This window comes from Streptomyces sp. JB150 (assembly GCF_011193355.1).
GTDB lineage: Bacteria > Actinomycetota > Actinomycetes > Streptomycetales > Streptomycetaceae > Streptomyces.
This window is the reverse complement of sequence record NZ_CP049780.1, coordinates 150,032-176,811: the sequence shown is the minus strand read 5'-3', so window position 1 is coordinate 176,811 and position 26,780 is coordinate 150,032. Positions and strand designations below refer to the sequence as shown.

The window sequence follows — 26,780 nt, the reverse complement described above, 5'->3', positions numbered from 1 at the left end:
GTCACATGACTCAGAGGTAATGACCCCGTCCGATAGTAGATACCGCTCGGTACGACATAAGGGACTTGTCCGTTTTGATGCCGACCTGGTCCGCGCCGGTCGGAGCGGACGTGGTGCACCCCCGCGATGCACAGTCGCCAACTGGCAGAGAAAGGCTTCTGACGGGGTGTCCGGACGGCGCTACGGCCGCGGCGGCTGCGCCAGCACACCGTGGCGCGCCAGGCAAGGGCGGCCGTGACTACGACGTCGGATAGGAGAACGGACCTTTGCCCTAGCGAAGCAGCCCTCCTAAGAATGACGACCCGCAGGACGTCTCCGCAGCTCAGGAGCGGAGTCGGCGCAAGCGTGAGCGACCCGGCCACCGCACCGGGGGCGCTCCGCGCATACCGAGTGAGGTCTCGCATGGGCAAGCATCGCAAGAAGAGGCACAACCGGCGAATAGTGATCGGCATCGTCGCCATGAGCGCTGTGACCGTTCCGTCGGTGGCCGTGGCTTGCGGCGACTGGCAGAGCAGTGAGGAGAACGCGCTCCGCAGCGCCGCGAGGACCACGGCCGGCGAGTGGAACCACGCCGGCGACACCTGGCGGAAGGACAGCGACCGGGACGGCCGGTGGACGGGCCACCGGCACGACGGCGAGCCCACCGGCACGCCGTCGCAGACCCCGACGCCCTCCCCGAGCACCACCCGGCCCACGGCGCCGAAGTCCACCGCGACCGCCGCCGCCGGCGCCCCGAAAACCGGCACCGCCCCCAGCGCTCCGAAGACCGGCACCGCCCCCAGCGCTGGGAAGACCAGCACCGTCCCCAGCACCCCGAAGCCCACCGCCTCGGCGACCCCCTCCACCGCCCCCACCGCGCAGTCCACGCCCACGGCGTCCGGGGCCGTCGCGCGCGTCGTGGAACTCGTCAACGCCGAGCGCGCCAAGGCCGGCTGCTCGCCCGTGAAGTCGAACGCGATCCTGACCAAGGCCGCGCAGGCGCACAGCGAGGACATGGCGAGCCACCGCACCATGTCGCACACCGGCTCCGACGGATCCTCCCCGGGCGACCGCATCACGCGCGCCGGCTACAACTGGAGCACCTACGGCGAGAACGTCGCCTACGGCTACTCCACTCCCGAGCAGGTCATGGCGGGCTGGATGTCCAGCCCCGGACACAAGGCCAACATCCTGAACTGCGGTTTCAAGGAGATCGGCGTCGGCCTCGCCCAGCCCGGCAACTACTGGACGCAGGACTTCGGAACCGCCCGGTGAGCCCGGGCCGGTAGCCCCGGCCACACGGCCACACGGCCACACGGTGACGGGGTGGTGGTGCCAGGCAGCCACCCCCCTCCCGGCCGGCCCCCAAGGGCCGGGAAAAATTCAGAGCGGCTGCGTGAACCTCTCTGATGCCCCCCTCCCGCGGCGTGAGCCAGAGTGACATGCGTGCCGCACAGGGGGTGGGGCACGGGAGGTGAACATGTCTCTGAGGACCGACCTCTACACGGATATCGCGGAATTCCTGGTGGCCAAGTGCGATGCCGACCCGGACGACCTCTCCGTGACATCCGATCTCTACGACGACATCGGCATCGACTCACTCGACCTCGTCGCCATGGCGCAGACCCTTCAGGGTGCGTACGGCATCTCGATGGACGACGAGCGCATCGGTTCGCTCCGCACCGTCGGCGACGTCCTGGACTTCGCCGTCTCGAAGGTCGAAGCCAAGGCAACCGCCTAGAGCACGGGGGAGATTCCGCAATGCCTGCCTATATCACCGCCATGGGACGTTTCCTGCCCGGCGAACCGGTGCCCAACGAGGAGATCGAGGACTACATCGGCAGCGTCGGCCGGGCGAGTTCCGAGCTGCGCGAGCAGATCCTCGCCAACTGCGGCATCAAGTCACGGCACTACGCCATCGACAAGCAGCAGAAGACGCTGTTCTCCAACACCGACATGGCGGTCGCGGCCATTCGCCAGGCGGTGGACCGCTCGGACATCACCCTGGACGACATCGACCTCATCGCCGCGGCCACCGCCGTTCCGGACCTCGTCGCGCCCGGCATCGCCAGCGGCATCCACGGCGAACTGGGCAGCCCGCCCTGCGAGATCGTCACCACCCACGGCATCTGCAGCTCCGGGATGATGGCGCTGAAGAACGCCTACCTCCAGGTGGCGGCCGGGGAGAAGAAGAACGCGATCGCCTCCGCGTCCGAACTGGCCTCGCGTTTCATGAGGAGCGGCCGGTTCGCCGACGTCCGGCCCGTCTCGGACGACGGTGCCATCGCCATGGAGATGGCGTTCCTGCGCTACATGCTCTCGGACGGAGCCGGCGCCGCCGTCGTACAGGACCGCCCGGCGGCCGACGGAGTGAGCCTGCGGATCGACTGGATCACGCTCACCTCCTACGCCAACACCGAGAAGACCTGCATGTACCTGGGCTCGGCGGACAACTCGGCGGAGCAGACCTGGTGGGACTACGCCTCCGCCGCCGAGGCCGCCGCCGACGGCGCGCTGGCGCTGCGCCAGAATCTGGGCCTGCTGCCGCACCTCGTACGCATCGGGGTCAAGGAGTACCAGCGACTGCTCGACGAGGGCCGCTTCGACCCGGACGAGCTCACCTGGTTCCCCGCGCACTACTCCAGCGAGCGCATGAAGTCCATGGTGCTCAAGGAGATCGACAAGAAGAAGGTCAGGGGGCCGTCCCCCGAGAAGTGGTACAGCAATCTGCCGCGGGTCGGGAACATGGGCTCCGCCAGCATCTACGTGATCCTCGAGGAGATGCTGACCGAGGGTCTGGTGTCCGCCGGCGACAAGCTGCTGGTGATGGTCCCCGAGTCCGGTCGGTTCGCGGTGTCCTTCGCGCATCTGACCGCCGTCTCCGCCGGGGAGGTCTGACACCATGAGCGCACAGCCCCGCGTGACGGTCTACTGGTACTCGCAGACCGGTCAGCTCCTCGAAGCCGTCTCCGCCGTCACCGACCCGCTGGAGAAGGCGGGCTGGGACATCCGCAAGGTCGAGATCAGACCGCGCCAGGCCTTCCCCTTCCCCTGGCCCTTACGCCGCTTCTTCGGTGTCTTCCCCGCCTCCGTCGACCCCGACGGGGCGCCCGGGATCACCGCCCGGCCGCCGGTGGCCGAGGACGACGACGCGGACCTGGTCGTCTTCGCCTTCCCCGTCTGGTACCTGGCTCCGGCGCTGCCGATGCGCGCGCTCGCCGGGGAGCGGCCCAAGGCGTTCGACGGGCGTGCCGTCGTCGGCCTGGTGGCCTGCCGGAACATGTGGTACTCGGCCGCCATCGAAGTGCGGCGGCTCATCCAGGCGGCGGGCGGCCGCTACCTGGGCACGATCTCCGCGGTGGACACCGCCTCCGCCGCGATCACCTTCGTCACCACGCTGCGCTGGCTGCTGGCCGGCAAGCGAGAGGCCTCCTGGGGGTTCCCGCGTGCCGGCGTCGGCACGGACGAGCTGGACCGGCTCGCCCTCCTCGGCGAGCGCCTCGCCGAACTCGCCCCACCACCAGCCGGTCCCGTCCCTGCGCAGACCGAACTCGCCCCACAACCAGCCGTACCCGCCCCGCCGCCAGCCGGTCCCGCCCCGGCGCAGACCGAACTCGCGCCAGTACGACCCGGATTGGCCCTGGCCTCAACCGGCCCCGCCCCGGAGCGGACCGAACTCTCCCCGGACCGGCCCGACCCCGCCTCCCGCGCCGACTCCGAGGAGACCCTGGCCGACCGGGTCCGCGACGTCCTCGCCGCCCATGACGCGGCCCCCGTGCACGCCCCGCTGGCCGCGGCCGACCTCCTGGCCGGAAAGGCCTTCCGGGTCTGGGGCCGGGCCATCCGGGCCGCCGGCCGGCCCGGCGAGGTCCGGCGCACCGCGCTCACCTGGGTGTTCGTGCTCTGGCTGACCGGCGCCATCCTGGCCGGCCTGCCCACCGTCGTCGTGGCCCGCGTCCTGTTCAAGGCCGGCTTCGACGCCGCGGTGGCCCGGCGCCTGGCACCGGTCGTCGCCCGGCTCGGGGAGGTGCGCCGATGACCACGGCCCCGCCGCAGCCGCCGGAGACCGCCACGCGGGTGGAGACCGATGTCGTGGTGATCGGCGGCGGGCCCACCGGCCTCGCCGCAGCCCACTTCCTCGCCGCACTCGGCGTCCGCACGGTCGTCCTCGAACAGCGCACCTCACCGTCCGGCCATCCGCGCGCCACGGTGATCAACTCCCGCACCATGGAACTGCTCCGGCACCTGGGCGTCGACGCCGAGGTCCGCCGGGCCGGCGTACCCCTGGAGAACACGGCGCGCATCACCTGGTGCACCCAGCTCGCCGGCACCGAACTCGCCGCCCTCGACATCATCGCCTCGGCGGACGCCCTGATGCAGCGCGCGGTCAACAGCCCGGCCCTCCCCGTCATCTGCTCGCAGAACCGGGTGGAAGCGCTGCTCGTCGACCGGCTCCCCGAGAACGCGCGGGTCATCCGTGGCGTCCGGGCCGAGGAACTGTACCGCACGCCGTCCGGGGTCAGGGTGACGGCCGGGGGCGAGCACCCCACCGTCGTCGACGCCCGCTACGCCGTCCTGGCCGAGGGACTGCACGGTTCCCTGCGCGAGGCGGTGGGCCTGCGGCGGACCGCGGCCCCACCGCTCGGCAGGCTCCTCGACATCCACTTCAGCGCCGACCTCTCGCCCTGGACGGCCGGCCGGGAGAGCGCCCTGTACTGGGTGCTCAACGACACCGTGCGCGGCGTCCTCGTCACCGTGGACCCCAAGCGCGGCGAATGGCTCCTGGAGATACCCGCCCTCACCGCCGACGAGGAACACACCTACTTCGAGCAGGGCGTCGATCACCACAAGCTGATCGAGGCCGCCATCGGCGAGCCGGGCGAGGCGATCGCGGGGCTGCGCATCCACTCCGTACGGAACTGGGTGATGGGCTCCACCGGACTCGCCTCCTGGCGCAGCGCCGACGGCCGGGTCCTCGCCGCCGGGGACGCCGCCCACACCTTCCCGCCCACCGGCGGCTTCGGCATGAACACCGGCATCCAGGACGCGCACAACCTCGCCTGGAAGCTGGCCGCGGTACTGCGCGGCGGCGCCTCCGACTCGCTGCTCGACTCCTACGAGCGTGAGCGGCGCCCGGTCGCCGAGTTCAACGCCCGGCACAGTGAGCGCAACGCCCTCCAGAAGCGGGCGCTGCTCCAGTCCGACGGCGACCCGGCGGAGTTCGCCCGCAACATCGAAGAGCACCGGCCGCACTTCGACTTCGAAGGGCAGACACTGGGGTTCACCTATGAACCGGGTCCCGGCGAGCCGGTGGTGCAGGACATCGTGACCTACCGGCCGACCGCCCGGGCCGGCCACCGGGCCCCGCACGCCTGGCTCGACCAGGGCGGCGACCGGATCTCCGCGATCGACCTGACCCGCACCGGCTTCGCCCTGCTCACCGGGGCCGAGGGGGCCGTCTGGGAGCAAGTGGCCCAGGAGACCCCGACCGTCGTCGGCCTGCCCCTCACCGCGGCCGTGATCACCTCGGACGGGCCAGGCCCGCGCGACGCCGACGGATCCTTCGCCGACACGTACGCCCTGCACGGGCCGGAAGCGGTTCTCGTACGGCCCGACGGCCACGTCCTCGCCCGGCTGCCCGGACGGGCACCACGGCGGGAACTGCGGCAGGCCGTCGACCGGATAGCCCACAGCGGGCTGGCGCCCGCACGAGCGGAAGGCACCTCATGACCGCCGGACCCGTCCTCTCCCCGGAGCGAGTCGAGGGACTGCGCTCCGGCCGTCTCGCCGAAGTCCGCGCCGCCCTCACCGGGCTGCCCCGCGAGGCCCTGGCGGCCTGGCTGGCCACCCAGGACGGCGCGGACGTACTGCGCACGGTCTTCGCGCAGATGCCCGAGCGCTACACCGGCGGCCTCACGGGCGGACCGCAAACCGTCCGCTGGGAGATCGCGAGGCCCCCGACCGGCACCCTCGCGTACGACCTCGTCCTGACCGCGGACTCCTGCGACGTACGCGAGACGGGGACCTCGGGCGCCCCGGCGGTCACCCTCGCCCTCGACGCGGTCAGCTTCGTGGAGATGGCCTCCGCCGCCGCCCAGGGCCTGGACCTGCTGCTCAAGGGCCGGCTGCACATCCAAGGTGACGTGCACCTCGCGATGCGCATGGAGTCCCTCTTCCGGCTCGCCGAGCCGGGTGAGCCCGGATGACCACCCCGCCGGGGCGCCACCGCGTGGTGGTGACGGGCATCGGCATGGTCAACCCGCTCGGCACCGGCACCGAGACGGTCTGGACGCGGCTGCTCGCCGGAACCTCCGGAGTGGGACCGATCCAGGCCTTCGACGCCGGGCGGCTGCCGGTGCGCATCGCCGCCGAGGTGACGGACTTCGACCCGGCCGACTGGCTGACCAGCAAGGAGGTCAGACGCCTCGACCGGTTCTGCCACTTCGCGATCGCCGCGGCCGAACTCGCGGTGGAGCGCGCGGGCCTCGACGGCATCGACCGGGACGGCGCCGCCACCGTGATCGGCAGCGCCATCGGCGGCGCCGGCACCATGCGGGCGGGGGTGCTGAAGGACGCGACGGCGCCTCACATGGTCTCCCCGTTCTTCGTGCCCAGCTCCATCGTCAACATGGGCGCGGGCACCGTCGCCCAGCGCTTCGGCTTCCGCGGCCCCGGCGCCGCCCCGGTCACCGCCTGCGCCTCCTCGGCCGACGCGATCGGGCAGGCCTACCGCCTGGTCCGTGACGGCTACGCCGGGGCCGCGCTGGCCGGCGGCTCCGAGGCCTGCATCGCCTCACCGCTCGTCGCGGGCTTCGCGAACCTGCGCGCGCTGTCCCGCCGCAACGACGAACCCCAGCGGGCCTCCCGCCCGTTCACCGCGGACCGGGACGGCTTCGTCATGGGGGAGGGGGCCACCATGCTGCTCCTGGAGACCGCGGAGTCGGCCGAGGCACGGGGCGCGTACGTCTACGCCGAGATCTGCGGCTACGGCCAGACCAGCGACGCGTACCACGTCACCGCCCCCGATCCCACCGGGCGGGGCGCCGCCCGCGCCATGCTGGCCGCGCTGCGCGAGGCCGGCCTCAAGCCCGACGAGATCGACCACATCAACGCCCACGGCACCTCGACCCCGTTCTCCGACGCCGCCGAGACGAAGGCGATCAAGTCCGCCTTCGGCAGCCACAGCGGGAACCTGGCCGTCAGCTCCACCAAGTCGATGACCGGCCACCTGCTGGGCGCGTCCGGCGCGACCGAGACGGCATTCTGCGCCCTGTCCATCGACCGCGGCGTCATCCCGCCCACCATCAACCAGGACGCGGCCGACCCCGAGTGCGACCTCGACTACGTGCCGAACACCGCCCGGCCGTACGAGGTCCGGGCGGCCCTGTCCAACTCCTTCGCCTTCGGCGGGCAGAACGTCGCGCTCGCCCTCCAACGCTTCGTCAGGGAGTGACCCCGCCCCTGTGCACGGGCTCACGCCGAGCCGGGCCGAGCCCGCGGGGTCTCCCGTGACCCACATCCCAGGAAGGCACCTCGATGACCCAGCTCTCCACCCGGCCCCTGGCCACGGCCGCGCCCGGTCCGACCGGCCGGCTGCGCGCGCTGCTCACGATGTCCGGCGATCCGATGGACTACTTCACCGGTCTGCGCGACCAGTACGGTCCTGTGGTCCGCGTCCCGCTCGGCATGCGGGACATGTTCCTGGTCAGCGACCCGGAGGCGGTCCACGAGGTCCTGGTGACCTCGCACCGCCACTTCACCAAGGCCACCATGGGCGCCGGACGCGGCACGTGGGAGGCCCCGCTCTCGGTGATCTTCGGCAACAGCCTGATCACCAGCGACGGCGAGTTCCACCGCAAGCAGCGCAGGCTGATCCAGCCGATGTTCCACCACGAGCGCATCGCGGGCTACGGCCGTGCCTTCGCCGAGCTGTCGGACGACATCCAGGCCGGCTGGAAGGACGGGGACCGGCTCGACCTGTCGGTCGAGATGACCGAGCTGACCCTCGCCGTCGTGGCCCGTACGATCTTCGACGTCTCGCTGGACAGCGATGTGGCCCAGACCGTCCGCACCGCCATCCCGCGCGACGAGGGTCCGATGCGCTGGGACTCCCTGCCCTTCGCCCGCTATCTGGCGAAGCTGCCGCTGCCCGGCAACAAGCGCTTCTTCGCGGGCCGGGACCGGCTCGACGCCATCGTCTACCGCCTCATGGCGGAGCGCAGGCAGGGCGACGGACAGGGCGCCGACCTGCTCTCCATGCTGCTCGCGGCGCGGGACGCCGACACCGGGGAGCCGATGGACGACCGCCAGGTGCGCGACGAGGCGATCAGCATGCTCATGGTCGGCCACGAGACCACGGCCAACGCGCTCACCTGGTCCTACCACCTGCTCGGCAACCACCCCGAGGCGCGGGAGCGGATGCACGAGGAGATCGACGAGGTGCTCGGTGACCGGCTGCCCACCATCGCGGACCTGCCCCGCCTCACCTGGACCGACGCGGTGTTCTCCGAGGCGATGCGCCTCTACCCGCCGATCATGGGCATGGCCCGCCGGTCCCTGGAGGACTTCGAACTCCACGGCTACCGCATCCCCAAGGACAGCTTCGTCGGGATCGTTCCGTGGGTGCTCCACCGCGATTCCCAGTGGTGGCCGCAGCCCGAGCGCTTCGCCCCGCAGCGCTGGCTCAAGGACCCGCGCCCCGCCGACGCGGCGGACGAGCTCACCGGTCACGCGGTGGCACCCGGCCGGCCGCGCCTCGCCTACCTCCCCTTCGGCGGCGGCCCGCGGCAGTGCATCGGCACCGCCTTTGCGCGGATGGAGGGCGTCATGGCGCTGGCCACCCTGGGACGCGACTGGGAGTTCGAGCCCGTTCCCGGATTCACGGTCGACCACCTGGCCCGCATCACGGTCCGGCCGCGCCACGGCCTGCCGGTGACCGCCAGGCGCCGCTGAGCCTCCCCGCGCGAGGCCGACATCACCGACACCCACCTGCGAAGGGAACACCCATGTCCACCCACACCGGGATCGCACTCGACAAAGAAGACCTGCGCTTCCTCATCGCCGACGTCCTCGAACTGGACGTGGAGGAGGTCACGGACGACGCCGACTTCGTGCAGGAGCTGGAGGTCGACTCCCTGATGGCGCTGGCGATCGTCGCCCGGCTGGAGCGGCACTACGGCGTCAAGCTGAAGGAGGACGACTTCAAGCGGGTCTCGTCGCTCACCCAGGTCCACCGGCTGATCGGGGACAAGCGCGCCGCCCAGGCCGCGTCCTGAAACACCCGCGGCACAGCGGCCGGCCCCCTGCCCCCGGTGGCGCACGGCCGGCCGCACCCTCACCACCCCCGCTCGCCATGGCCTTCCAGGAGAAGCACATGCCAGACACCCAGCGCCCGGTGGCGCTCGTCTCGGGCGGCTCCCGCGGCATCGGCCGCGCCGTCGTGTCCCGCCTGGCGCACGACGGATTCGATGTCGCGTTCTGCTACCGCTCGGACGCCGCCGCGGCCGACGAGGTCGTCAGGTCGGTCGCCGGCACCGGAGCCCGTGTCGTCCCCCACCGCGTCGACGTGACCTCATCGGAGGAGGTCCGGGCGTTCGCCGACGCCGCGGAAAGCGAGCTCGGCCCGGTCGACGCCGTCGTGACCTCCGCGGGGGTCGTACGGGACAATCCGCTGGTCAGGATGACCGGCGAGGAGTGGAGCGAGGTCATGGCGACCAACCTCGACGGCACCTACCACATGTGCCGCTCGGTCATCTTCTCGTTCATGAAGCGCCGCGCCGGCTGCGTGGTGACGCTGTCGTCCATCGCCGGGGTGCACGGCAACGCCACGCAGGCCAACTACGCGGCCTCCAAGGCGGCGATCATCGGCTTCACCAAGTCCCTGGCCAAGGAGTGCGGGAAGTACGGGGTGCGCGCCAACGTCGTGGCGCCCGGCCTCATCGAGACCGACATGACCGCCGGCCTGACCGAGGCGACCCGGAAGGACGTCCTCGACCGCGTTCCGCTCGGCCGCCTCGGCACCCCCGACGACGTCGCCGACCTGGTCTCCTTCCTCGTCTCCGACCGCGCCCGCTACATCTCCGGCCAGGTACTGGGCGTGGACGGCGGCCTGGTCGTCTGAGCACGCCGCCGCGCGATCCGGCAGTCTCGGTAGTCCTCGATCGCTCTTCGACCACAGAGGAAGGACACCCGGACCGGTGAGACTCGGACTCAACCTCCGCTACCTCGGCCCCCTGGGCGCCGGAGCCCGCCCGCAGGAATCCGCCCGGTACGTCCGCGAGGCCGAGCGCCTGGGCTTCTCGGTGGCCTGGACCGCCGAGGCGTTCAGCTCGGACGCCGTCTCGCTGCTCGGCTGGCTCGCCGCGCAGACCTCGCGCATCGACCTGGGCACCGCGGCGATGCAGATCCCCGCCCGCACCCCCGCCATGACGGCGATGACCGCCGCGACCCTCGACCTGCTCTGCGAGGGCCGCTTCCGCCTCGGACTCGGCGTGTCCGGGCCGCAGGTCGCCGAGGGCTGGCACGGCTCCCGGTTCGAGAAACCGCTGGCACGCACCCGCGAGTACGTCGACATCGTCCGGATGGTCCTGCAGCGCGAGACCGTCACCTACGACGGGGAGCACTACCGCCTGCCGCTCCCGGACGGCCCCGGAAAGGCCCTCCAGCTGGGCATGCGCCCCCGGCGCAGGCAGGTGCCGGTCTACCTGGCGGCCATCGGCCCGGCCAACGTCCGCCTGGCGGGCGAGATCGCGGACGGCTGGCTCTCCGTCTTCTTCCAGCCCGAGTCCGGACAGGAGTTCCTGACGGAACTGCGCGCCGGCCGGGAGCGCACGGGGGCGGATCTGCGGGGCTTCGACGTGGTGGCGGCGGTGCCGGTCGCGACCGGGGACGATCTCGCCGACTGCGCCGACCGGGTGCGCGCGTTCACCACCCACTACGTGGGCGGGATGGGCTCACGCGAGCACAACTTCTACAACCGGCTCATGGCCCGCACCGGCTTCCCCGGCGAGGCCGAACAGGTGCAGCGGCTCTACCTGGCCGGGGAACCGCGAGCGGCCGCCGAGGCCGTACCGCGGGAGTTCCTCGACCGCACCGCCCTGCTCGGTCCCACCGACCGCATCGCCGACCGGCTGCAGGCCTACGCCGGAGCGGGAGTCACCACCCTCTCGGCCATGATCTTCGCAGACCACGCCGAACAGGGCATCGCGACTCTGCGCACCCTGGCGGAGGCGCTGGACAAGGCCGCAGTGGGCGACTGAGGCCCAGCCGCCCGCCCGGAAACGCGCCCCGGAACGGGCGCGGGAGCGGACACGGGCGCGGAACCGGCCGCGTCGGCGCCGGGTGGTCCCGCGCCGACGCCGGGTGCTCCCGCGCCGGCGCTCAGTCGAGACAGAACTCGTTCCCCTCGATGTCCTGCATCACGATGCACGACTCGTTGTGCTCGTCGGCGAGCAGCACGCGCTGGCACCTGGCGCCGAGCGCCTCCAGCCGCGCGCACTCGGCCCGGAGTGCGGCGAGGCGCTCTTCCCCCACCAACCCGGTGCCGACCCGCACGCAGAGATGGACCCGGTTCTTGACGACCTTGCCCTCGGGGACGCGCTGGAAGTAGAGCCGCGGCCCCTCACCCGAGGGATCGACGCAGGCGAACGCCCCTCCCCGCTGCTCGGGCGGCAGAGTGCGGTCGAACGCGTCCCAGCTGGCGAACCCCCGCGGCGGCGGCGCCGGGTCGTACCCCAGCACCTCGCACCAGAAGCGAGCGAGACGCTCGGGTTCCGCGCAGTCGAAGGTGACTTGGAACTTCCTGACCGATGACATCGGCGCACGGTAGCAGGGGAGCCGGTCCGGCCGCCTTCCGATTTTGCCCACCACGGCACCTTCCAGGCCCAGGATGCGTCTTTTCCGGTGGCCCGGACCGTTGACCGTAACGCGCCGGGTCGCTCCCCGCACCGCTCCGTTAACATGTTCGAGCCTGCGAGGACACCCCAATTGCCCATCACCCAACGGAAAAAAATTGGCCGAAGAATTGATATCCAGAGCAATGCGGGTGTTCTCGCGCAGACAGGGCAGAAACACCTTCCCCGCCCCGCGTCGGCCCCGCACCCTTCTGTGGGTCGCCGCCGGTGTGGTGACCCTCGGATTTCTCGTCGCCCTGGAGATCGCCGCCCGCCGCTACGGCGTACCCGGGCCGATCACCAACCAAGTACGAGAGGTGATGTACCCGCCCAAATCGGGTGGTCTGCTGTACGCCAGCATGGCGCTGATGATGGTGGTCCTCACCTGGCGGCAGCGCTTCCTCGCCCTCGCCGCCGCGATCGGCGTCGACCTCGCCTTCCTCCTCGTCCGCTGGGCCACCGACACCGAGGTCACCGGGGGCCACCCCTTCGGCAACGGCGCGCTGTGGGTGATGCTGGGCTGCGCGGTCGTCGCCCTCACCCGCCGCACCGGCCCCGAGCGCGCCCTGCTGCTCAAGGGTGTCGGCCTGGGCCTGCTCCTGATCACCGGCCGCAAGACCGGTGACACCTGGCTGCTGATCACCGCCGAGACCCGCCCCGACGTCCTCGACCCGTACGTGGCGACCGCCGACCAGGCGCTGGGCAACCCGTCCTGGGTGGCGGGCCGGATCGTCGAGGCCACCGGAGCCTTCGGCTACAACCTCCTCGACTTCGTCTACGGCCAGCTCCCCGTCGCCGCCGTCATCGTCGCCCTCTACCAGCTGCGCCACGTCGCGACCGCGCGCCGCTTCCCCCGCCACCACCTGGTGCGCAGCTTCCTGCTGATCGGCCTCCTCGGTCCTGCCGTGTACATGATCTACCCCGTCGTCGGGCCGATCTTCGCCTACGGCACCGGCACCGAACACTGGGCCTCGGTCAGCATCTGGTCGGACACCTGGCCCACCCGCCAGTGGGCGGTGGCCGAGATCTGGCCGGCCACACCACCGCCGCTCACCACCCCCCACTCCATCCCCTTCGACGAGATCACCCCGCGCAACTGCATGCCCAGCCTGCACACCGCCTGGGCCACCGCGATCTTCCTCCACACCCGCCGCGGTCCGCGCGTCCTGCGCCACGCAGGCACCTTCTGGCTGGTGGCCACGCTGTGCGCGACGCTCGGGTTCGGTTACCACTACGGCGCCGACCTCGTCGCCGGCGTCGTCTTCGTCCTCACCATCGAGGCGGCCCTGCGCTCCTTCGACCGCGGCTGGGACCGGCCGGGACTTCAGCTGGTCGCGTACGGCACGGCCGTCTTCGCCGCGCTCCTGGCGTCGTACTACTACCTCCCGACGCAGATGGCCAGGCATCCGTGGCTCTACGGCCCGCTGCTCCTGCTGGCGATGGCCTCGGTGATCTACGGCTACGTACGCACCGCGGCCCCGCCAGAACCGGAAGCCGCGCCCGTCCCGGCCGAGCGAGTCCCCGCTCCCCGGCAGACGCCCGCCGAGTCACCGACGCCCCAGCCACCGGTCCCCGAACCGCCGGCGGCGCCGGCCGCGGACGACCAGAAGCCCATCACCCTCCTGTGACACCCGACACCGCGGGGCCCGCAGCCGCACAGCACCGGCTGCGGGCCCCGCGCGTGACCGCCCCCGCCGAATCCCACAGCCGTCTCCGGGCGTTGCGTGGATTCACCGGCTGACCTACGAGATCACCCTGGTGCGGGTACGACCCGGCCTGACCCTCCACGAGACCCTCGACCACCTCAACGCCGGTTTCGACGCCGACGCCGACGCCGACGCCGACCTGCCACCCCTGCGGCTGACCACCGCACAGCGGGCCGCCTGGGAGCGCATCGTCGACCGGGTCGCGCGGGAGGCCGGCCCGGTCGCGTCCGAGGAGTACCCGTCCAGCCCGACCCTGGAGACGACCGGCCCGCCGGGCCGCATCCAGCTCGACCACCGCGCGGACACGGCCGACATCGAAGTCGCCTACCGCCACTCCGGGCGAGCGGCACGGGACCTCATGGAGCGGGCCTGCCGCGTCGCCCGCATCGTCGAGGACGAAAGCGGCCTGACCGGTTACGACTTCGAGGTGGACCAGCCCACGCGGACCGGCGACCCCGCCCGGGCCGCCGCCCGTCTGGCCGGTGTATCGGACTGGCCCGGCACCACCTGGGCCAGGACGGCTGACAACGGCCGGTCCCCGAACTCACCGCCCTGCGGTGGACGCATCCGGGGGAGGGCGGGACGATGAGAGGAACCACCACTCTTCCGCTGAGCCCCTCCGTCCACCGAAACCCGACGAGGCGATTGCGAGGTGGGGTGATGAGGCTGCGACGCGTCGCCGTTGCGGCGGCTCTCCCGGTGCCTCTGCTCTGCGTGTGGGTGGCGCCGCCGGCCACCGCGGCCAGTACCACACCATCACCGTGACGGGTGAGCTGTTCGTCACGAGCCCGCCCGGCATCGGTTCCTCCAGGGCCTCCCGGACACTCAAGCTGGACATGACGACCGCGCTGAGCCACGACAGGACACGCACCACGCTCACCCGGTCGGTGTGCGCGGGGGACCAGGCGCGGGGCGTTTTGACCATCCTCTTCGAGCTCAGGTCCAACGAATCGGTCGTCGTCTCGCCCACGCTCCGGCTCTTCGAGGGATCGAGCTGCGGCTCGGACGACCTCGACGCCCAGGACGAGGGCATCCAGACGGCGTTCGCCCCGCGCAAAAGCCTGAAGTGGCGGCTGGATGCCCGCAACGACGAACTGGGCTCCCCCGACCACGCCAGGGCGACGTTCACCCTGAAACACGCCGCCGGCTCCGGGACCGGCATCGGCCGGCCGGCCGAGCCGTCGGCCGTGGTCGCCACCAGGGTCGCCGGGCAGCCCTCGAGCGTGCGCGTGGCGTGGGAGAACCCCGCCACCGACGAGACGCGCATGGAGATCCGCAACACCACGCTCAACCAGACCAAGAGCCTGCCCACAGACAGCAAGAGCTTCACCTGGCCCGACCTGCCCCTCGGGCAGCAGTGCTTCCAGGTGCGCGCGGTCAACGACGTGGGCCCGTCGGGCTGGACCCCGGTGAACGCCAAGGGGGAGTGCGTCTGAATCACCCGAACGCGGCGCACGGCCCTTGGCGGCAGCCCTCTCGCGGTCCAGCGGGGTCAGGGCGTGGGGCCGGGCGGCAGGTGGACGGTCATGACGAGGTGGCAGGTCCGCTCGCCCGCCCCGCGGTAGGTGTGAGGGACCGTGGCGTCGAACGTGGCGGTCTGTCCGGCGTGCAGCGGGTGCTCGACGCCGTCGGCGACGAGGACCATCCGCCCCGAGGTGACACTGACGGTTTCGACGACTCCCGCCTGGTGGGGGTGGCTGGGGTACTCCTCGCCGGGCTGGAGCCGCCAGCGCCAGACCTCGACGGGCGCTGGGCCCGAGGTGGTCAGCATGAGCCGGGCCTCGCTGCCCCGCTCGCCCACCCACAGCGGCTTGACGTCGTCGGCGGTCACGACGCGGACGCGCTCCTCGGGCGGCCCTTCCAGGAGGGCGGACACGGAGACGCCGAGGGTGTCGGCGAGCCGGACGAGCGTGGCGAAGTTCGGGTTGCCCTGGGCCTTCTCCAGGGCGACCAGGGCCCCCTTGCTGACACCGGCGCGCCGGCCGAGTTCGTCGAGGGACAGGCCCGCGCGGGTGCGGGCGGTTCTGACGTTGTGCGCGAGGGTGCGCAAGGCCGCCTCTGTCTCGGCCACCTGATCACCGTCCTCGTTCCTGAGTGATTCCCGACCCACTCCATTGCACCGCGCGGTCGCTCGGTTGACACGGGTCGGTCGGTTCGATGTACGGTCTGGTCGTTCCAGTGCATCGTAAGGGGTGTACGTACCGAGCCGCCCCCAGCGGGCACCTCCGCCTGGCCGCCGAGGGCGTCGGCCACGGACACCGTCTCCGCCTCGCTCTGCCCCTCCGCGCAAGGAGTTCCCCCATGCTGATCCACCCCTGGGACGCGAGTCTGGACGAAGCCGAATGGCGGTCCTGGATCGCCGACGGTCACGATTTCGGCCTGCTCAGCGTCAACGGCCCGCCGGGCCGGCCGCCCATGGCCGTGCCCACCCACTTCGCCGGCGGCAACGGCCGGCTCCTGATCCACCTCGCCCGGCCGAACCCCGTCTGGAGGGCGCTCGAGAACGACCCGAACGTCCTGTTCACCGTCTTCGGCGACTACACCTTCGTCCCCGGCCCCTGGCGCGCCCAGCCGGACACCCCGCCCACCGACGGCGTCCCCACCAGCTACTACACCGCCGTCCAGTTCACCTGCCGCGCCACGATCGTCGACGACCCCGAGGCCAAGGCGGAACTCCTGCGCGTCCAGATGGCGCACTTCCAGCCCGCCGGCGACCACGCCGGCATCGTCGCCGGCCACCCCCCTTACGGGCGCATGCTGTCCGGTATCCGAGGCCTGTACCTGGACGTCACCGAGGTGCGGGCCAAGTTCAAGTACGACGACCACAAACCGGTCGGACACCGCACCGCCGTCGCGGACCACCTCACCGCGCGCGCCCAGGGCCTGGACCTCGCCGCCGCGGCCCAGCAGCGCCGCCGCCTGGACCGCATCGGCCCCTACAAGCAGCCCTGACCACGCCCCACGACCACCCGACAGACCTGGAAGCCCCAGCCATGACCACGTTCCGTCTCAGCCCCGCAGTCGCCGACGCCTTCCCCGACACCCTCATCGCCCTCGTCACCGCCACCGGCCTCGACGGCCACGGGCCCTGGCCGGAGACCGCCGCCGCCGTGGCGGACCTGGAGCGGCAGCTCGCCGACGGGACCTGGCAGCCCGCCGACGAGACCGATCCGCGCATCGAGGCCTGGCACACCGCCTACCGCTCCTTCGGCACCAACCCCCGCCGCATCCGTCCCAGCGTCGACGCCCTCGGCCGGAGACTGGCGAAGAAGGGCACCCTGCCGCGCGTCAACCCCGCGGTCGACGCCTACAACACCGTCTCCGTCCGCCACGGCCTGCCGGCCGGCGCCTTCGACCTCGACCACGTCGCCGGTGACGTCGTCATCCGGTACGCGGACGGTAGCGAGGAGTTCACCCCGCTCGGCGAACCCGGCACCGTGGAGACCCCCAGGCCCGGCGAGGTCGTCTACGCCGACACCGACGGCGTCCTGACCCGCCACTGGAACCACCGCGACGCCCACCGCACCCGCGTCACCGAGGACTCCGCCCGCGTCACCTTCGTCCTCGAAACCCTCCGCGCCTGCCACGACGGCCACCTTCTGACGACGGCGGCCGGGGAACTGCGCGGCCTGCTCACCCCGCACGCCGCCCGCACCCACGTGGTCCACCTCAGCGCGCAGCGGCCCGAAGCCACCGTGTGAGGCGATCCGCCGCACACTCGCCGCTGACCGCGCCGTTCACTCCGCCGGCCGCGCCGGCCAGCGTGGCGGTCCTCGCGAAGCACGCCCGCGGTGATTGGCTTCACCACGCGCCGGGCGGCACCGGACGGACCCGGCGCACCGGCCTCGGCGAACCTGATCGACATCGCGCTGTCGTGGGTACCCGTGCCGCAGGCCGTAGAGCACCGGGCACCGCACCGGTCGTACCTGCCGACAAGGAGGCTGACCACGTGACCGAGCAGCAGCAGGACCCCACCGAACAGCACCCGCAGCCGGACTTCCCCGGCCAGGACCAGCCGCACCCCGGCTGGACCGGGCCCATGGACCCGCCCCCGGACCACGGGGAGGAGTCGTACCGGGGCAGCGGCCGGCTGACGGACCGCAAGGCCGTGATCACCGGCGGCGACTCGGGCATCGGACGGGCGGTCGCGCTGGCGTTCGCCCGTGAGGGGGCAGACGTCCTCTTCACCTACCTGGAGGACGAGAAGGACGACGCCGCCGAGACCGTACGGCTGGTCGAGGAGGCCGGGCGACAGGCCGTGGCCGTCTCCTGCGACGTACGCGAGGAGGAGAACTGCCGGTCCCTGGTGGACCGCGCCGTTCAGGAGTTCGGCCGGATCGACATCCTGGTGAACAACGCGGCCTACCAGATGTCGCAGCCCGACGGCATCGAGGCGATCTCCACCGAGCAGTTCGACCGGGTGGTGCGGACCAACCTGTACGGCATGTTCTGGCTGTGCAAGTTCGCCCTGCGGCACATGCCGGAGGGCGGCAGCATCATCAACTCGACGTCGGTGCAGGCGTACAAGCCCAGTCCGCATCTGCTGGACTACGCCATGACGAAGGGCGCGATCGTCAACTTCACCCAGGGACTGGCGCAGATGGTGATCGAGCGGGGGATCCGGGTCAACGCCGTCGCACCGGGCCCGGTGTGGACACCGCTGATCCCGGCGACCATGCCGGACACCCAGGAGTTCGGCAAGCAGGCGCCGATCGGACGCCCCGCCCAGCCCGCCGAGATGGCCCCCGCGTACGTCTTCCTCGCCTCGCAGGAGGCGTCGTACATCACCGCGGAGATCGTCAACGCGACGGGCGGTACGCCGCTCCCGTAGCACGCCAGGACCGAGCCGGAGCACGGCCGCTCCGCACCAGTTCCGGGCGGCGCACCGCGACCACCGGTGTGCCGCCCGGACCCCGGTGACCCCTCCCCGTCGCTCGGGGGAGCGACGGGGACGGACGACGTGTCACATGGGCGCTCCCATCAGCATGCCGGGCGTGACCTCGGTGATGGTCCCGTCCGGCGCGAAGTGGACCCGCACCTCGTACACCCCGATCACGCCGCTGATGAAGTCCGGCTGCCCGTAGTGCCACACCTGCAACCCGGCGCGTTCGAAGTACGACTGGGCGAGCGACCGCATGGTCTCGGCACGGGTCGACTGCTCCACCAGGCCCTGGAGCCAGCTCGCGCCCCCGCGGATGTCCGTGACGGCCCCGTCGAGGTCGGTGATCCCGGTGTCGCCCAGGCGGTCGTCGGTGACGGCGAAGAAGTCGTTGCCGAGCGAGGTGAAGGTGTGGCCCGCCACGCTCGCCGCCGTGCGGGCCAGCGCGACCGCGACCGCCTCACGCGGTCCGTATGCCCTCAGATCCACCTGCTCGCCAGACAGTTCGGGCAGCATCCCGGCCTCCGCCCGGCCGAGCCCGGCCGCCTCCCGGAACCGGTCGCGGAAGTCCTCCGTACCAGGCGCCCACCGGAACCAGCCCTCCTCGGTGTCGTAGGAGCCGAGACGGCGCGCCTTCAGGCCCCCGCCGGGGAACCGCAGCTCCCCGGCCCGCTCGTCCCACAGCGGGGCGCGCCCGGCGAAGTCGAGGTGGTCGTCCGCGTACTGGACCATCGCCCGCGTCCGCAGGATCGAGAAGGCCAGCTCCCGCGCCGCCACGGCCAGCAGCGGCCGCGGGAACGTCCGGTGCGGCGCGTCGGGGGAGCGGCGCGCCCCCTTCAACTCCTGTTCCCCGGCCGTGCCGCAGGCGGGCGCGCCCCCGTCCGGTCCGGTGACCTCGACAGCGGTGACCCCCTCGCCGTCCAGGGTCACGACGACCCGGTCGCCCCCGTCCAGCACGCCCTCCACCCGGCCGGGCCCGTACACCGGCTCGATCCCGTGCCGTGCGAACCAGCTCCGCACCGGCTGCAGCGCGGAACCCGGCAGCAGCGCGGCGCCGTTGCGCAGGGCCGTGGCGAGCCGGGCGGCGCGCGGCTCGGCGCGCGGTACGGCGGGGTCGTCGACGACCATGAAGAGCCGGCCGCGTTCGTTCACCGCGCAGATCACCCCGCCGCGGGCGTCGAGCAGACCCATGCACATCAGCAGCAGGTGGTCGGCCGCCAGCCGGGGGTCGGGGAAGTGGTTGAGATCCGGCATCGGCTCGGTCAGCTCCGGCACACCCTCCCGCTCACCCAGCTCACGCAGCTCCAGCGAACGCGCCGCGATCGCGCTGTCCCGGTACGACTCGTTGGCCCACGCCCACATCCAGGTGCCGTCCACGGCGTAGGTGCCGATGACGTGGGCGCGCAGGGTGATGCCCGAGCGCGTCACGGACGGTTCGTCCCGGTCGAAGGACACGACCCCGGCGGGCACCAGGGAGTCGAAGAGGTCGAGCTGCTCGCACACCCAGGCGAGGTTCGGCCGCGCGAGAGCGAGGAGCTGGTCACTGAAGGAGGCGGTCATGAACGCTTTCCGGTAGTCGGTCGGGCGGGCCTCCGCGATCGAGCGGCCCCGCTGCGTACGCCCTGATGACTCCCGCACGGCACCCCGCGGTTCCAGCCGCACGGCACACACGGGCCTGAGAAAAAGGGAACTCCCCCGGTTTTCGACCGGAGGGCCTTTGCCTTGGCCGGATCATAAAGGGGCGTGATCGTACGTGTTCCATCGCGGAGTTTTGGGTGGAATTGATATTCTGTCCGGAATTTAGTCGTTGTTTCCATCGGATGCAGATCACCTTTCCAAGGGAGTGGGTAGCCGAGCGGTAGAGGGGTGAAAGATGGGTAACGCAAGGGTGGTCCGTTTGCTGGCGACCGGTCTCGTGGTGGTGTTGTCCGCCCTGGTCGCCCTGGCCGTCGCCTGGGGAACGCGGTCCGCGGGAGCCAACTGGCCCGATGTCTTCCAGCGCGCCGGTTCCACGTTCGGGGGCAGCGTGGGAGTGTGCGCGGCTCTGACCGCCCTGTACCGGGCCATCGGGGGCGGAGCCGATGAGTAGTCCGTGCGGCCGGAGACCCGGCATACCGCACAAGGCCGCCCGCTGAACTGACCGGACGCCGCGTCACTGCGCGCCGACCGCGGGTAGGGGAGTGGTGAGCGCGCGGCCGGCGCGCACCGCGTGGACGTGGCGGTGCGGCGCCGGCCCCGTCCATCGCCCCGACGCCCGAGCAGGGAGCCCGCCGTGACCTCGACCCGCCGCCTGATCTCACCTCGCCGCTGGACCCCGCCCCCTGCCCCGGCCGACCAGGGCCGCACCCACGCCACCCGCCGGTTCGTGGTGGCCCGTCGCCTGCCGACCGGTGGCCATGGCCCCGAGGACGTCGTCTTCGACCGCCGGGGCGCCCTGCTCACCGGTCTCGGTGACGGCAGCGTGGTGCGCATGAACCCGACCACCGGCGCCCGTACCGTGCTGGCCGGCACCGGGGGCCGGCCACTGGGGCTGGAACCCTGCCCCGACGGCGGCGTCCTGGTCTGCGACCACGACCGGGGACTGCTGCGCGTCGGCGCAGACGGATCGGTCCACACCCTCGTCGACTCCCTCGCGGGCCGCCCGCTCACCTTCGCCGGCAACGTGGTGCGAGGCCCCGACGGGACCATCTGGTTCACCGTCTCCACCCGCCGCTGGGACCTCGACCACTACCTCGGCGACATCCTCGAACACTCCTGCACCGGGATGCTCGTCCGCCGGGACACCGACGGCACCGTCACGGTGCTGCTCGACGACCTCAAGTTCGCGAACGGACTGGTGCTCGTTCCGGACGCCTCACATCTGCTCGTCGCCGAGACCGCCGGATACCGGGTGTGCCGCTACTGGCTCACCGGCCCCCGAGCCGGGACGGTCGAGCCGTTCGCCGAGAACCTGGCCGGCCTGCCCGACAACATGAGCCTCGGCACCGGCGGACTCGTCTGGGTGTCGCTCGCCGCTCCCCGCAACGCCCTGCTGGACAGCCTGCTGCCCCGGCCGGGTCTGTGGCGGACCCTGCTGTGGAACCTGCCGCGGGCCGTGCGCCCCGGGCCCGCGTCCCTCGCGTGGGTCATGGCCTTCGACCTCGACGGCCGGATCGTCCACGACCTGCGGTCGGACGACTGCGCGTACGGCTTCGTGACCAGCGTCGCCGAGCACGACGGCACGGTGGTCGCCGCCAGCCTCCACGAGGACGACATCGTCGTGCTCGCTCCCCTGCCCCCGGCCTCCTGAGACGGGCCGGCGGGGCGTCACACCCCCGCGCGGTGCGACGCCCCGCGATGCTTCACCACTTTGTCTCTGTCGTGGAAAAAGTATCGGGAACTTGCGTCGAACGGGTTACGCCGTTCGACGAAGCCCGCTAACTTCCTTGAAATGAACCGGTCATAGAGCGTCGGCCGGTCTCGACGGCGCGACGGCGCGCGCCTGTGAACAGGCCCATGAACGTCTTGGCAGTCCGCTGAGGCCTGCCGTCATCCCACCCCACATCGGGAGACCTCTGTGCGCACGAGACCGTATGGACACAGACGTGTCCGCCCCTTACTGACCGCCGTGGCCTGCGCCCTCGGCTTCCTCCTTCCGGCGTCCCCCGCGACCGCCGCGCCCGCGGCCCCGGCCGGGCGGGCCGAGGCGCCCGCCGCTCCGGAGTTCCAGCAGGTCACGCTCGCCAAGGGCGTGGCCGAGACCGGCGAACCCATGACCCTGGCCGTACTGCCGGACCGCTCGGTCCTGCACACCTCGCGGGACGGCACCCTCCGGCTGACCAACGCCGCCGGGACCACCAGCGTCGCGGGCAAGCTCGACGTCTACAGCCACGACGAGGAAGGCCTGCAAGGCGTCGCCGTGGACCCCGGCTTCTCGTCCAACCGGTACGTGTACCTCTACTACGCGCCGAAGCTCAGCACGCCCGGCGGTGACGCCCCGGCCGACGGCACCGCCGCCGACTTCGCCCCCTTCGACGGGGTCAACCGGCTGTCCCGGTTCGTCCTGAAGACCGACGGCACCCTGGACCTCGCCAGCGAGAAGAAGATCCTCGACGTGCCCGCCTCACGGGGCACCTGCTGCCACGTCGGCGGCGACATCGACTTCGACGCGGCCGGCAACCTGTACCTGTCCACCGGCGACGACACCAACCCGTTCGCCTCGGACGGCTTCACCCCGATCGACGAGCGCGCGAGCCGCAACCCCGCCTTCGACGCCCAGCGTTCCTCGGGCAACACCAACGACCTGCGCGGCAAGGTCCTGCGGATCAAGGTCAACGCCGACGGGTCGTACTCGATCCCGAGCGGCAACCTCTTCCCGCCGGGCACCGCGAAGACCCGCCCCGAGATCTACGCCATGGGCTTCCGCAACCCGTTCCGGATGAGCGTCGACAAGGCCACGGGCATCGTCTACCTCGGTGACTACGGACCCGACTCCGGTGTCGCGAGCCCCACCCGCGGACCGGCCGGGCAGGTGGAGTTCAACCGGATCACCAAGGCGGGCAACTACGGCTGGCCGTACTGCACGGGCGACAACGACGCCTACGTCGACTACGACTTCGCCACCGGCGCCTCGGGGTCCGCGTTCAGCTGCGCGGCCCCGAAGAACACGTCGCCCCGCAACACCGGCCTGACCGACCTGCCTCCCGCGCAGCCCGCCTGGATCCCGTACGACGGCGGGTCCGTCCCCGAGTTCGGCTCCGGGTCGGAGTCCCCGATGGGCGGCCCGGTCTACCGCTACGACGCCGCCTCGTCCTCCGAGGTGAAGTTCCCGCAGGAGTTCGACGGCGACTTCTTCGCCGGCGAGTTCGGCCGCCGCTGGATCAAGCGGATCGAGTCCGGCGGCGACGGCACGGTGCAGTCCATCAACTCCTTCCCCTGGAGCGGCACCCAGGTGATGGACATGGCCTTCGGCCCGGACGGCGCCCTGTACGTCCTCGACTACGGCACCGGCTACTTCAGCGGCGACGAGAACTCCGCCCTGTACCGCATCGAGCACGTCACCGGCGGTCTCGCGCCGCTCGCGCAGGCCAAGGCCGACGTCACCTCCGGGAAGGCGCCCCTGACCGTCGCGTTCTCCTCGGCCGGCAGCTCCGACCCCGACGGCGGCGCCCTCGGCTACGCGTGGACCTTCGGCGACGGCACCACCTCCACCGCCGCCAACCCCACGCACACCTACACCGCCAACGGCCGGTACACGGCCACCCTGAAGGTCACCGACCCGACCGGCAAGTCCGCGACGGCCTCGGTGCAGATCACCGTCGGCAACACCGCCCCCACCGTCAGGCTCGACCTGCCCGTGGACGGACGGATCTACGACTTCGGCGCCGCCATCCCCTTCAAGGTGACGGTCACCGACCCCGAGGACGGCACGGTCGACTGCTCCAAGGTGAAGGTCACCTTCATCGTCGGACACGACAGCCACGGCCACCCGCAGACCTCCACCACCGGCTGCGAGGGCACCCTCCAGACCCTGGCGGACGGCGAGCACGACCCCAACGCCAACATCTTCGGCGTCATCGACGCCGAGTACACCGACAAGGGCGCGAACGGCCAGCCCGCGCTGACCACGCACGACCAGCACATCACCCAGCCCAGCCACCGGCAGGCCGAGCACTACGGCGGCTCCGCCGGCGTCCAGGTCGTCACCCACACCCCCGCGCACGGCGGCCGGACCGTCGGCCACATCGACAACGGCGACTGGATCTCCTTCACGCCGTACGCCCTCGACAACGCCACCCGGTTCACCGCCCGGGTCTCCTCCGCGGGCGTCGGCGGCACCATCGAGGTACGCGCCGGATCGCCGGCCGGCACCCTGCTCGGCACCGCGACCGTACCGGTGACCGGCGGCTGGGAGACCTTCCAGGACGTGTCGGCCGACCTGGCCAACCAGCCCGGCGGCTCGACGACCCTGCACCTCGTCTTCAAGGGGGGCAGCGGCTCACTGTTCGACGTCGACGAGTTCTCCTTCACCACCTCCGGCGGCGGAACCCGCTCCGGCGAGGTGAAGGGGGTGAACGGCAAGTGTCTGGACGTGGACGGCGGGCAGTCGGCCGACGGGACGAAGGTGCAGGTGTGGACGTGCAACGGGTCGGCCGCGCAGCGGTGGACGGTCGGTGGTGACGGCTCGCTGAAGGCGCTGGGCAAGTGCCTGGATGTCTCCGGCGGGGGCAGTGCGGACGGTACGCGGATCCAGCTGTGGTCGTGCAACGGGACGGGTGCGCAGAAGTGGGCGGCGCAGTCCGACGGTACGGTGCGCAATCCGCAGTCGGGCAAGTGCCTGGACGCGTCGGGCGGTACGTGGAACGACGGGACGGCGGTCCATCTGTGGACCTGCCACACCGGACCCAACCAGAAGTGGACCCTGCCGTAGAAAGGAGGCGACCCTGATGCGTACCACCCGGACCACCCGTACACCCCGTGCGCGCCTCGCACCGCGCACACCCCTGAAAGCGGCCCTCGGCCTGTTCGCCGCCGCCGTGCTCTGCCTGACCCCGCAGGCCGCGGCCCAGCCCGGGACCGGCAGCCCCTCCGGCACCGTCACCGCGGAGCACCGCGCGGCCGCCGACCCGGCGTACAAGATCCTCGTCTTCTCCAAGACGGCGGGCTTCCGGCACTCCTCGATCGACGACGGCATCGCGGCCCTGCGCGGCCTGGGCACGGCCAACAACTTCACCGTCGACGCCACCGAGGACGCGCAGGCCTTCACGACCGGCAACCTCGCCCAGTACAAGGCGGTCGTCTTCCTGTCGACGACGGGCGACGTGCTCAACGCCGCCCAGCAGACGGCCTTCGAGCAGTACATCCAGGGCGGCGGCGGATACGTCGGCATCCACGCCGCCGCCGACACCGAGTACGACTGGCCCTTCTACGAGGGCCTCGCCGGGGCGCTCTTCCACTCGCACCCGGCCATCCAGTCCGCCACCGTCAAGGTGGAGGACCGGGCGCACGACGCCACCGCCCACCTGGGCGGCACCTGGCAGCGCACCGACGAGTGGTACAACTACCGCACCAACCCGCGCACCAGCGCCCACGTACTCGCCTCGCTCGACGAGTCCAGCTACTCGGGCGGGAACATGTCCGGCGACCACCCGATCGCCTGGTGCAAGGACTACCAGGGCGGCCGGGCCTTCTACACCGGCGGCGGCCACACCGACGAGTCGTACACCGAGCCCGCCTTCCGCCGGCACCTCCTCGGCGGCATCCGCTGGGCGGCCGGCATGACCGACGCCGACTGCCGTCCCGAGACCGGCTACACGTCCCTGTTCGACGGCTCCTCCACCACCGGCTGGAAACAGGCCGGTCCCGGCGGGTTCACCCTCGCCGACGGCAGCCTCACCTCCCACGGCGGGCTGGGCTTGCTCTGGTACTCCGCGAAGGAGTTCACCGGGGACTACTCCGTCAAACTCGACTGGAAGGCGGCCGGCGACGACAACTCCGGGGTCTTCCTCGGCTTCCCGGCCTCCGACGACCCGTGGTCCGCGGTGAGCAACGGCTACGAGATCCAGATCGACGCCACCGACGCGGCCGACCGCACCACGGGCGCCGTCTACGGCTTCAAGTCCGCCGACATCACCGCGCGCGACGCCGCGCTGAACCCGCCGGGGGAGTGGAACACCTACGAGCTGCGCGTCACCGGCGAACGCCTGGAGGTCTTCCTCAACGGCCGCAAGATCAACGACTTCACCAACACCGACCCGGCACGCAGCCTCGCACAGGGCCACATCGGCATCCAGAACCACGGCGACGGTGACGAGGTGTCCTTCCGCAGCATCCGCGTCAGACAGGGCGGCGGCGGCCAGGAGCCCGCGCCCCGCACGGGCGAGGTGAAGGGGGTGAACGGCAAGTGTCTGGACGTGGACGGCGGGCAGTCGGCCGACGGGACGAAGGTGCAGGTGTGGACGTGCAACGGGTCGGCCGCGCAGCGGTGGACGGTCGGTGGTGACGGCTCGCTGAAGGCGCTGGGCAAGTGCCTGGACGTCTCCGGCGGGGGCAGTGCGGACGGTACGCGGATCCAGCTGTGGTCGTGCAACGGGACGGGTGCGCAGAAGTGGGCGGCGCAGTCCGACGGTACGGTGCGCAATCCGCAGTCGGGCAAGTGCCTGGACGCGTCGGGCGGTACGTGGAACGACGGGACGGCGGTCCATCTGTGGACCTGCCACACCGGACCCAACCAGAAGTGGACCCTGCCCTGACCTGACGTTCCCCACACGCCCCGTCCCGCCGCGGACGGACAAGGCCCTTGCCCCTCACGGCTGCCGTGAGGGGCAAGGGCCGGCCGTGCTGGGA

At 71.8% G+C, this 26,780-nt stretch carries 24 protein-coding genes; 21 read left to right on the top strand and 3 right to left on the bottom strand.

The genetic code is table 11. The features are described from left to right. Nucleotides 1-402: 402 nt before the first annotated feature. From G7Z13_RS00820 to G7Z13_RS00770, 11 genes are all read left to right on the top strand, one after another. Nucleotides 403-1,254: a CAP domain-containing protein gene (locus G7Z13_RS00820; RefSeq protein ID WP_165995126.1), complete on the top strand. Its 852-nt coding sequence runs from the start codon at nucleotides 403-405 to the stop codon at nucleotides 1,252-1,254. A 205-nt stretch (nucleotides 1,255-1,459) separates the two neighbouring features. Continuing rightward, the gene (locus tag G7Z13_RS00815; protein ID WP_165995125.1) at nucleotides 1,460-1,720 is read left to right on the top strand and encodes an acyl carrier protein; all 261 of its coding nucleotides are present in this window, start codon (nucleotides 1,460-1,462) and stop codon (nucleotides 1,718-1,720) included. Nucleotides 1,721-1,740: 20 nt separating this feature from the next. Further along, entirely contained in the window at nucleotides 1,741-2,877 is a 1,137-nt protein-coding gene (locus tag G7Z13_RS00810; protein WP_165995124.1) for a 3-oxoacyl-[acyl-carrier-protein] synthase III C-terminal domain-containing protein, read from the top strand. A gap of 4 nt (nucleotides 2,878-2,881) precedes the next feature. After that, nucleotides 2,882-4,018, top strand: a complete 1,137-nt coding sequence (locus G7Z13_RS00805; protein WP_165995123.1) for a hypothetical protein — start codon at nucleotides 2,882-2,884, stop codon at nucleotides 4,016-4,018. After that, on the top strand, nucleotides 4,015-5,709 hold the full coding sequence (locus G7Z13_RS00800) for an FAD-dependent oxidoreductase (RefSeq protein WP_165995122.1): 1,695 nt from the start codon (nucleotides 4,015-4,017) through the stop codon (nucleotides 5,707-5,709). The genes G7Z13_RS00805 and G7Z13_RS00800 overlap by 4 nt, the downstream gene beginning before the upstream one ends. Further along, nucleotides 5,706-6,185, top strand: coding sequence for an SCP2 sterol-binding domain-containing protein (locus G7Z13_RS00795; protein WP_165995121.1), 480 nt, complete (start codon nucleotides 5,706-5,708; stop codon nucleotides 6,183-6,185). Before G7Z13_RS00800 ends, G7Z13_RS00795 begins: the two co-directional genes overlap by 4 nt. Beyond that, nucleotides 6,182-7,432, top strand: a complete 1,251-nt coding sequence (fabF, locus tag G7Z13_RS00790; protein WP_165995119.1) for a beta-ketoacyl-ACP synthase II — start codon at nucleotides 6,182-6,184, stop codon at nucleotides 7,430-7,432. The genes G7Z13_RS00795 and fabF overlap by 4 nt, the downstream gene beginning before the upstream one ends. An 83-nt stretch (nucleotides 7,433-7,515) precedes the next feature. Then, on the top strand, nucleotides 7,516-8,931 hold the full coding sequence (locus G7Z13_RS00785; RefSeq protein WP_165995118.1) for a cytochrome P450: 1,416 nt from the start codon (nucleotides 7,516-7,518) through the stop codon (nucleotides 8,929-8,931). A 53-nt stretch (nucleotides 8,932-8,984) separates the two neighbouring features. After that, on the top strand, nucleotides 8,985-9,254 hold the full coding sequence (locus G7Z13_RS00780; protein ID WP_165995116.1) for an acyl carrier protein: 270 nt from the start codon (nucleotides 8,985-8,987) through the stop codon (nucleotides 9,252-9,254). A 98-nt stretch (nucleotides 9,255-9,352) separates the two neighbouring features. Beyond that, nucleotides 9,353-10,099: a 3-oxoacyl-ACP reductase FabG gene (gene fabG, locus G7Z13_RS00775; protein WP_165995114.1), complete on the top strand. Its 747-nt coding sequence runs from the start codon at nucleotides 9,353-9,355 to the stop codon at nucleotides 10,097-10,099. 76 nt (nucleotides 10,100-10,175) lie between these two features. Then, nucleotides 10,176-11,237 carry an LLM class F420-dependent oxidoreductase gene (locus G7Z13_RS00770; RefSeq protein ID WP_165995113.1) on the top strand — a complete coding sequence of 354 codons (1,062 nt, stop codon included), beginning with the start codon at nucleotides 10,176-10,178 and terminating at the stop codon, nucleotides 11,235-11,237. 121 nt (nucleotides 11,238-11,358) lie between these two features. On the opposite strand, the gene G7Z13_RS00765 is transcribed toward G7Z13_RS00770, so the two are convergent. Beyond that, nucleotides 11,359-11,793 (bottom strand): VOC family protein, encoded by a 435-nt coding sequence (locus G7Z13_RS00765; RefSeq protein WP_165995111.1) that lies wholly within the window; start codon nucleotides 11,791-11,793, stop codon nucleotides 11,359-11,361. 223 nt (nucleotides 11,794-12,016) lie between these two features. Here G7Z13_RS00765 and G7Z13_RS00760 point away from each other — a divergent pair, with 223 nt between their 5' ends. From G7Z13_RS00760 to G7Z13_RS00750, 3 genes are all read left to right on the top strand, one after another. Then, the gene (locus G7Z13_RS00760; RefSeq protein WP_165995109.1) at nucleotides 12,017-13,498 is read left to right on the top strand and encodes a phosphatase PAP2 family protein; all 1,482 of its coding nucleotides are present in this window, start codon (nucleotides 12,017-12,019) and stop codon (nucleotides 13,496-13,498) included. Between the two features lie 130 nt (nucleotides 13,499-13,628). Further along, nucleotides 13,629-14,165 (top strand): hypothetical protein, encoded by a 537-nt coding sequence (locus G7Z13_RS33990; RefSeq protein ID WP_206312962.1) that lies wholly within the window; start codon nucleotides 13,629-13,631, stop codon nucleotides 14,163-14,165. A 127-nt stretch (nucleotides 14,166-14,292) separates the two neighbouring features. Further along, nucleotides 14,293-15,012 carry a fibronectin type III domain-containing protein gene (locus G7Z13_RS00750; protein WP_165995107.1) on the top strand — a complete coding sequence of 240 codons (720 nt, stop codon included), beginning with the start codon at nucleotides 14,293-14,295 and terminating at the stop codon, nucleotides 15,010-15,012. 56 nt (nucleotides 15,013-15,068) lie between these two features. Here G7Z13_RS00750 and G7Z13_RS00745 read toward each other — a convergent pair whose 3' ends face one another. Beyond that, nucleotides 15,069-15,647 carry an XRE family transcriptional regulator gene (locus tag G7Z13_RS00745; RefSeq protein WP_165995106.1) on the bottom strand — a complete coding sequence of 193 codons (579 nt, stop codon included), beginning with the start codon at nucleotides 15,645-15,647 and terminating at the stop codon, nucleotides 15,069-15,071. A gap of 230 nt (nucleotides 15,648-15,877) precedes the next feature. Here G7Z13_RS00745 and G7Z13_RS00740 point away from each other — a divergent pair, with 230 nt between their 5' ends. From G7Z13_RS00740 to G7Z13_RS00730, 3 genes are all read left to right on the top strand, one after another. After that, the gene (locus tag G7Z13_RS00740; RefSeq protein WP_165995104.1) at nucleotides 15,878-16,528 is read left to right on the top strand and encodes an FMN-binding negative transcriptional regulator; all 651 of its coding nucleotides are present in this window, start codon (nucleotides 15,878-15,880) and stop codon (nucleotides 16,526-16,528) included. 41 nt (nucleotides 16,529-16,569) lie between these two features. Further along, a complete protein-coding gene (locus G7Z13_RS00735) occupies nucleotides 16,570-17,277 on the top strand; it encodes a phenylalanine--tRNA ligase beta subunit-related protein (RefSeq protein WP_165995102.1) in 708 nt (235 codons plus the stop codon). A 248-nt stretch (nucleotides 17,278-17,525) separates the two neighbouring features. After that, the gene (locus tag G7Z13_RS00730) at nucleotides 17,526-18,407 is read left to right on the top strand and encodes an SDR family oxidoreductase (RefSeq protein ID WP_165995100.1); all 882 of its coding nucleotides are present in this window, start codon (nucleotides 17,526-17,528) and stop codon (nucleotides 18,405-18,407) included. Between the two features lie 132 nt (nucleotides 18,408-18,539). Here the strand turns inward: G7Z13_RS00730 and G7Z13_RS00725 are convergent, their stop codons facing one another. Next, entirely contained in the window at nucleotides 18,540-20,015 is a 1,476-nt protein-coding gene (locus G7Z13_RS00725) for a DUF6882 domain-containing protein (RefSeq protein WP_165995097.1), read from the bottom strand. Nucleotides 20,016-20,328: 313 nt separating this feature from the next. Here G7Z13_RS00725 and G7Z13_RS00720 point away from each other — a divergent pair, with 313 nt between their 5' ends. From G7Z13_RS00720 to G7Z13_RS00705, 4 genes are all read left to right on the top strand, one after another. Beyond that, nucleotides 20,329-20,544 (top strand): hypothetical protein, encoded by a 216-nt coding sequence (locus tag G7Z13_RS00720; protein WP_165995095.1) that lies wholly within the window; start codon nucleotides 20,329-20,331, stop codon nucleotides 20,542-20,544. 183 nt (nucleotides 20,545-20,727) lie between these two features. After that, the gene (locus tag G7Z13_RS00715) at nucleotides 20,728-21,744 is read left to right on the top strand and encodes an SMP-30/gluconolactonase/LRE family protein (protein WP_165995093.1); all 1,017 of its coding nucleotides are present in this window, start codon (nucleotides 20,728-20,730) and stop codon (nucleotides 21,742-21,744) included. A 318-nt stretch (nucleotides 21,745-22,062) separates the two neighbouring features. Continuing rightward, nucleotides 22,063-24,864 carry a lectin gene (locus tag G7Z13_RS00710; protein WP_240926065.1) on the top strand — a complete coding sequence of 934 codons (2,802 nt, stop codon included), beginning with the start codon at nucleotides 22,063-22,065 and terminating at the stop codon, nucleotides 24,862-24,864. 16 nt (nucleotides 24,865-24,880) lie between these two features. After that, complete coding sequence (locus G7Z13_RS00705) at nucleotides 24,881-26,686, top strand: lectin (RefSeq protein ID WP_165995089.1); 1,806 nt, start codon at nucleotides 24,881-24,883, stop codon at nucleotides 26,684-26,686. Nucleotides 26,687-26,780 lie beyond the last annotated feature (94 nt).

Coding starts and splice junctions, on each gene's coding strand:
- G7Z13_RS00820 (WP_165995126.1), top strand. CDS start 403: ATGGGCAAGCATCGCAAGAAGAGGCACAACCGGCGAATAGTGATCGGC.
- G7Z13_RS00815 (WP_165995125.1), top strand. CDS start 1,460: ATGTCTCTGAGGACCGACCTCTACACGGATATCGCGGAATTCCTGGTG.
- G7Z13_RS00810 (WP_165995124.1), top strand. CDS start 1,741: ATGCCTGCCTATATCACCGCCATGGGACGTTTCCTGCCCGGCGAACCG.
- G7Z13_RS00805 (WP_165995123.1), top strand. CDS start 2,882: ATGAGCGCACAGCCCCGCGTGACGGTCTACTGGTACTCGCAGACCGGT.
- G7Z13_RS00800 (WP_165995122.1), top strand. CDS start 4,015: ATGACCACGGCCCCGCCGCAGCCGCCGGAGACCGCCACGCGGGTGGAG.
- G7Z13_RS00795 (WP_165995121.1), top strand. CDS start 5,706: ATGACCGCCGGACCCGTCCTCTCCCCGGAGCGAGTCGAGGGACTGCGC.
- fabF (WP_165995119.1), top strand. CDS start 6,182: ATGACCACCCCGCCGGGGCGCCACCGCGTGGTGGTGACGGGCATCGGC.
- G7Z13_RS00785 (WP_165995118.1), top strand. CDS start 7,516: ATGACCCAGCTCTCCACCCGGCCCCTGGCCACGGCCGCGCCCGGTCCG.
- G7Z13_RS00780 (WP_165995116.1), top strand. CDS start 8,985: ATGTCCACCCACACCGGGATCGCACTCGACAAAGAAGACCTGCGCTTC.
- fabG (WP_165995114.1), top strand. CDS start 9,353: ATGCCAGACACCCAGCGCCCGGTGGCGCTCGTCTCGGGCGGCTCCCGC.
- G7Z13_RS00765 (WP_165995111.1), bottom strand. CDS start 11,793: ATGTCATCGGTCAGGAAGTTCCAAGTCACCTTCGACTGCGCGGAACCC.
- G7Z13_RS00760 (WP_165995109.1), top strand. CDS start 12,017: ATGCGGGTGTTCTCGCGCAGACAGGGCAGAAACACCTTCCCCGCCCCG.
- G7Z13_RS00740 (WP_165995104.1), top strand. CDS start 15,878: ATGCTGATCCACCCCTGGGACGCGAGTCTGGACGAAGCCGAATGGCGG.
- G7Z13_RS00735 (WP_165995102.1), top strand. CDS start 16,570: ATGACCACGTTCCGTCTCAGCCCCGCAGTCGCCGACGCCTTCCCCGAC.
- G7Z13_RS00725 (WP_165995097.1), bottom strand. CDS start 20,015: ATGACCGCCTCCTTCAGTGACCAGCTCCTCGCTCTCGCGCGGCCGAAC.
- G7Z13_RS00720 (WP_165995095.1), top strand. CDS start 20,329: ATGGGTAACGCAAGGGTGGTCCGTTTGCTGGCGACCGGTCTCGTGGTG.
- G7Z13_RS00705 (WP_165995089.1), top strand. CDS start 24,881: ATGCGTACCACCCGGACCACCCGTACACCCCGTGCGCGCCTCGCACCG.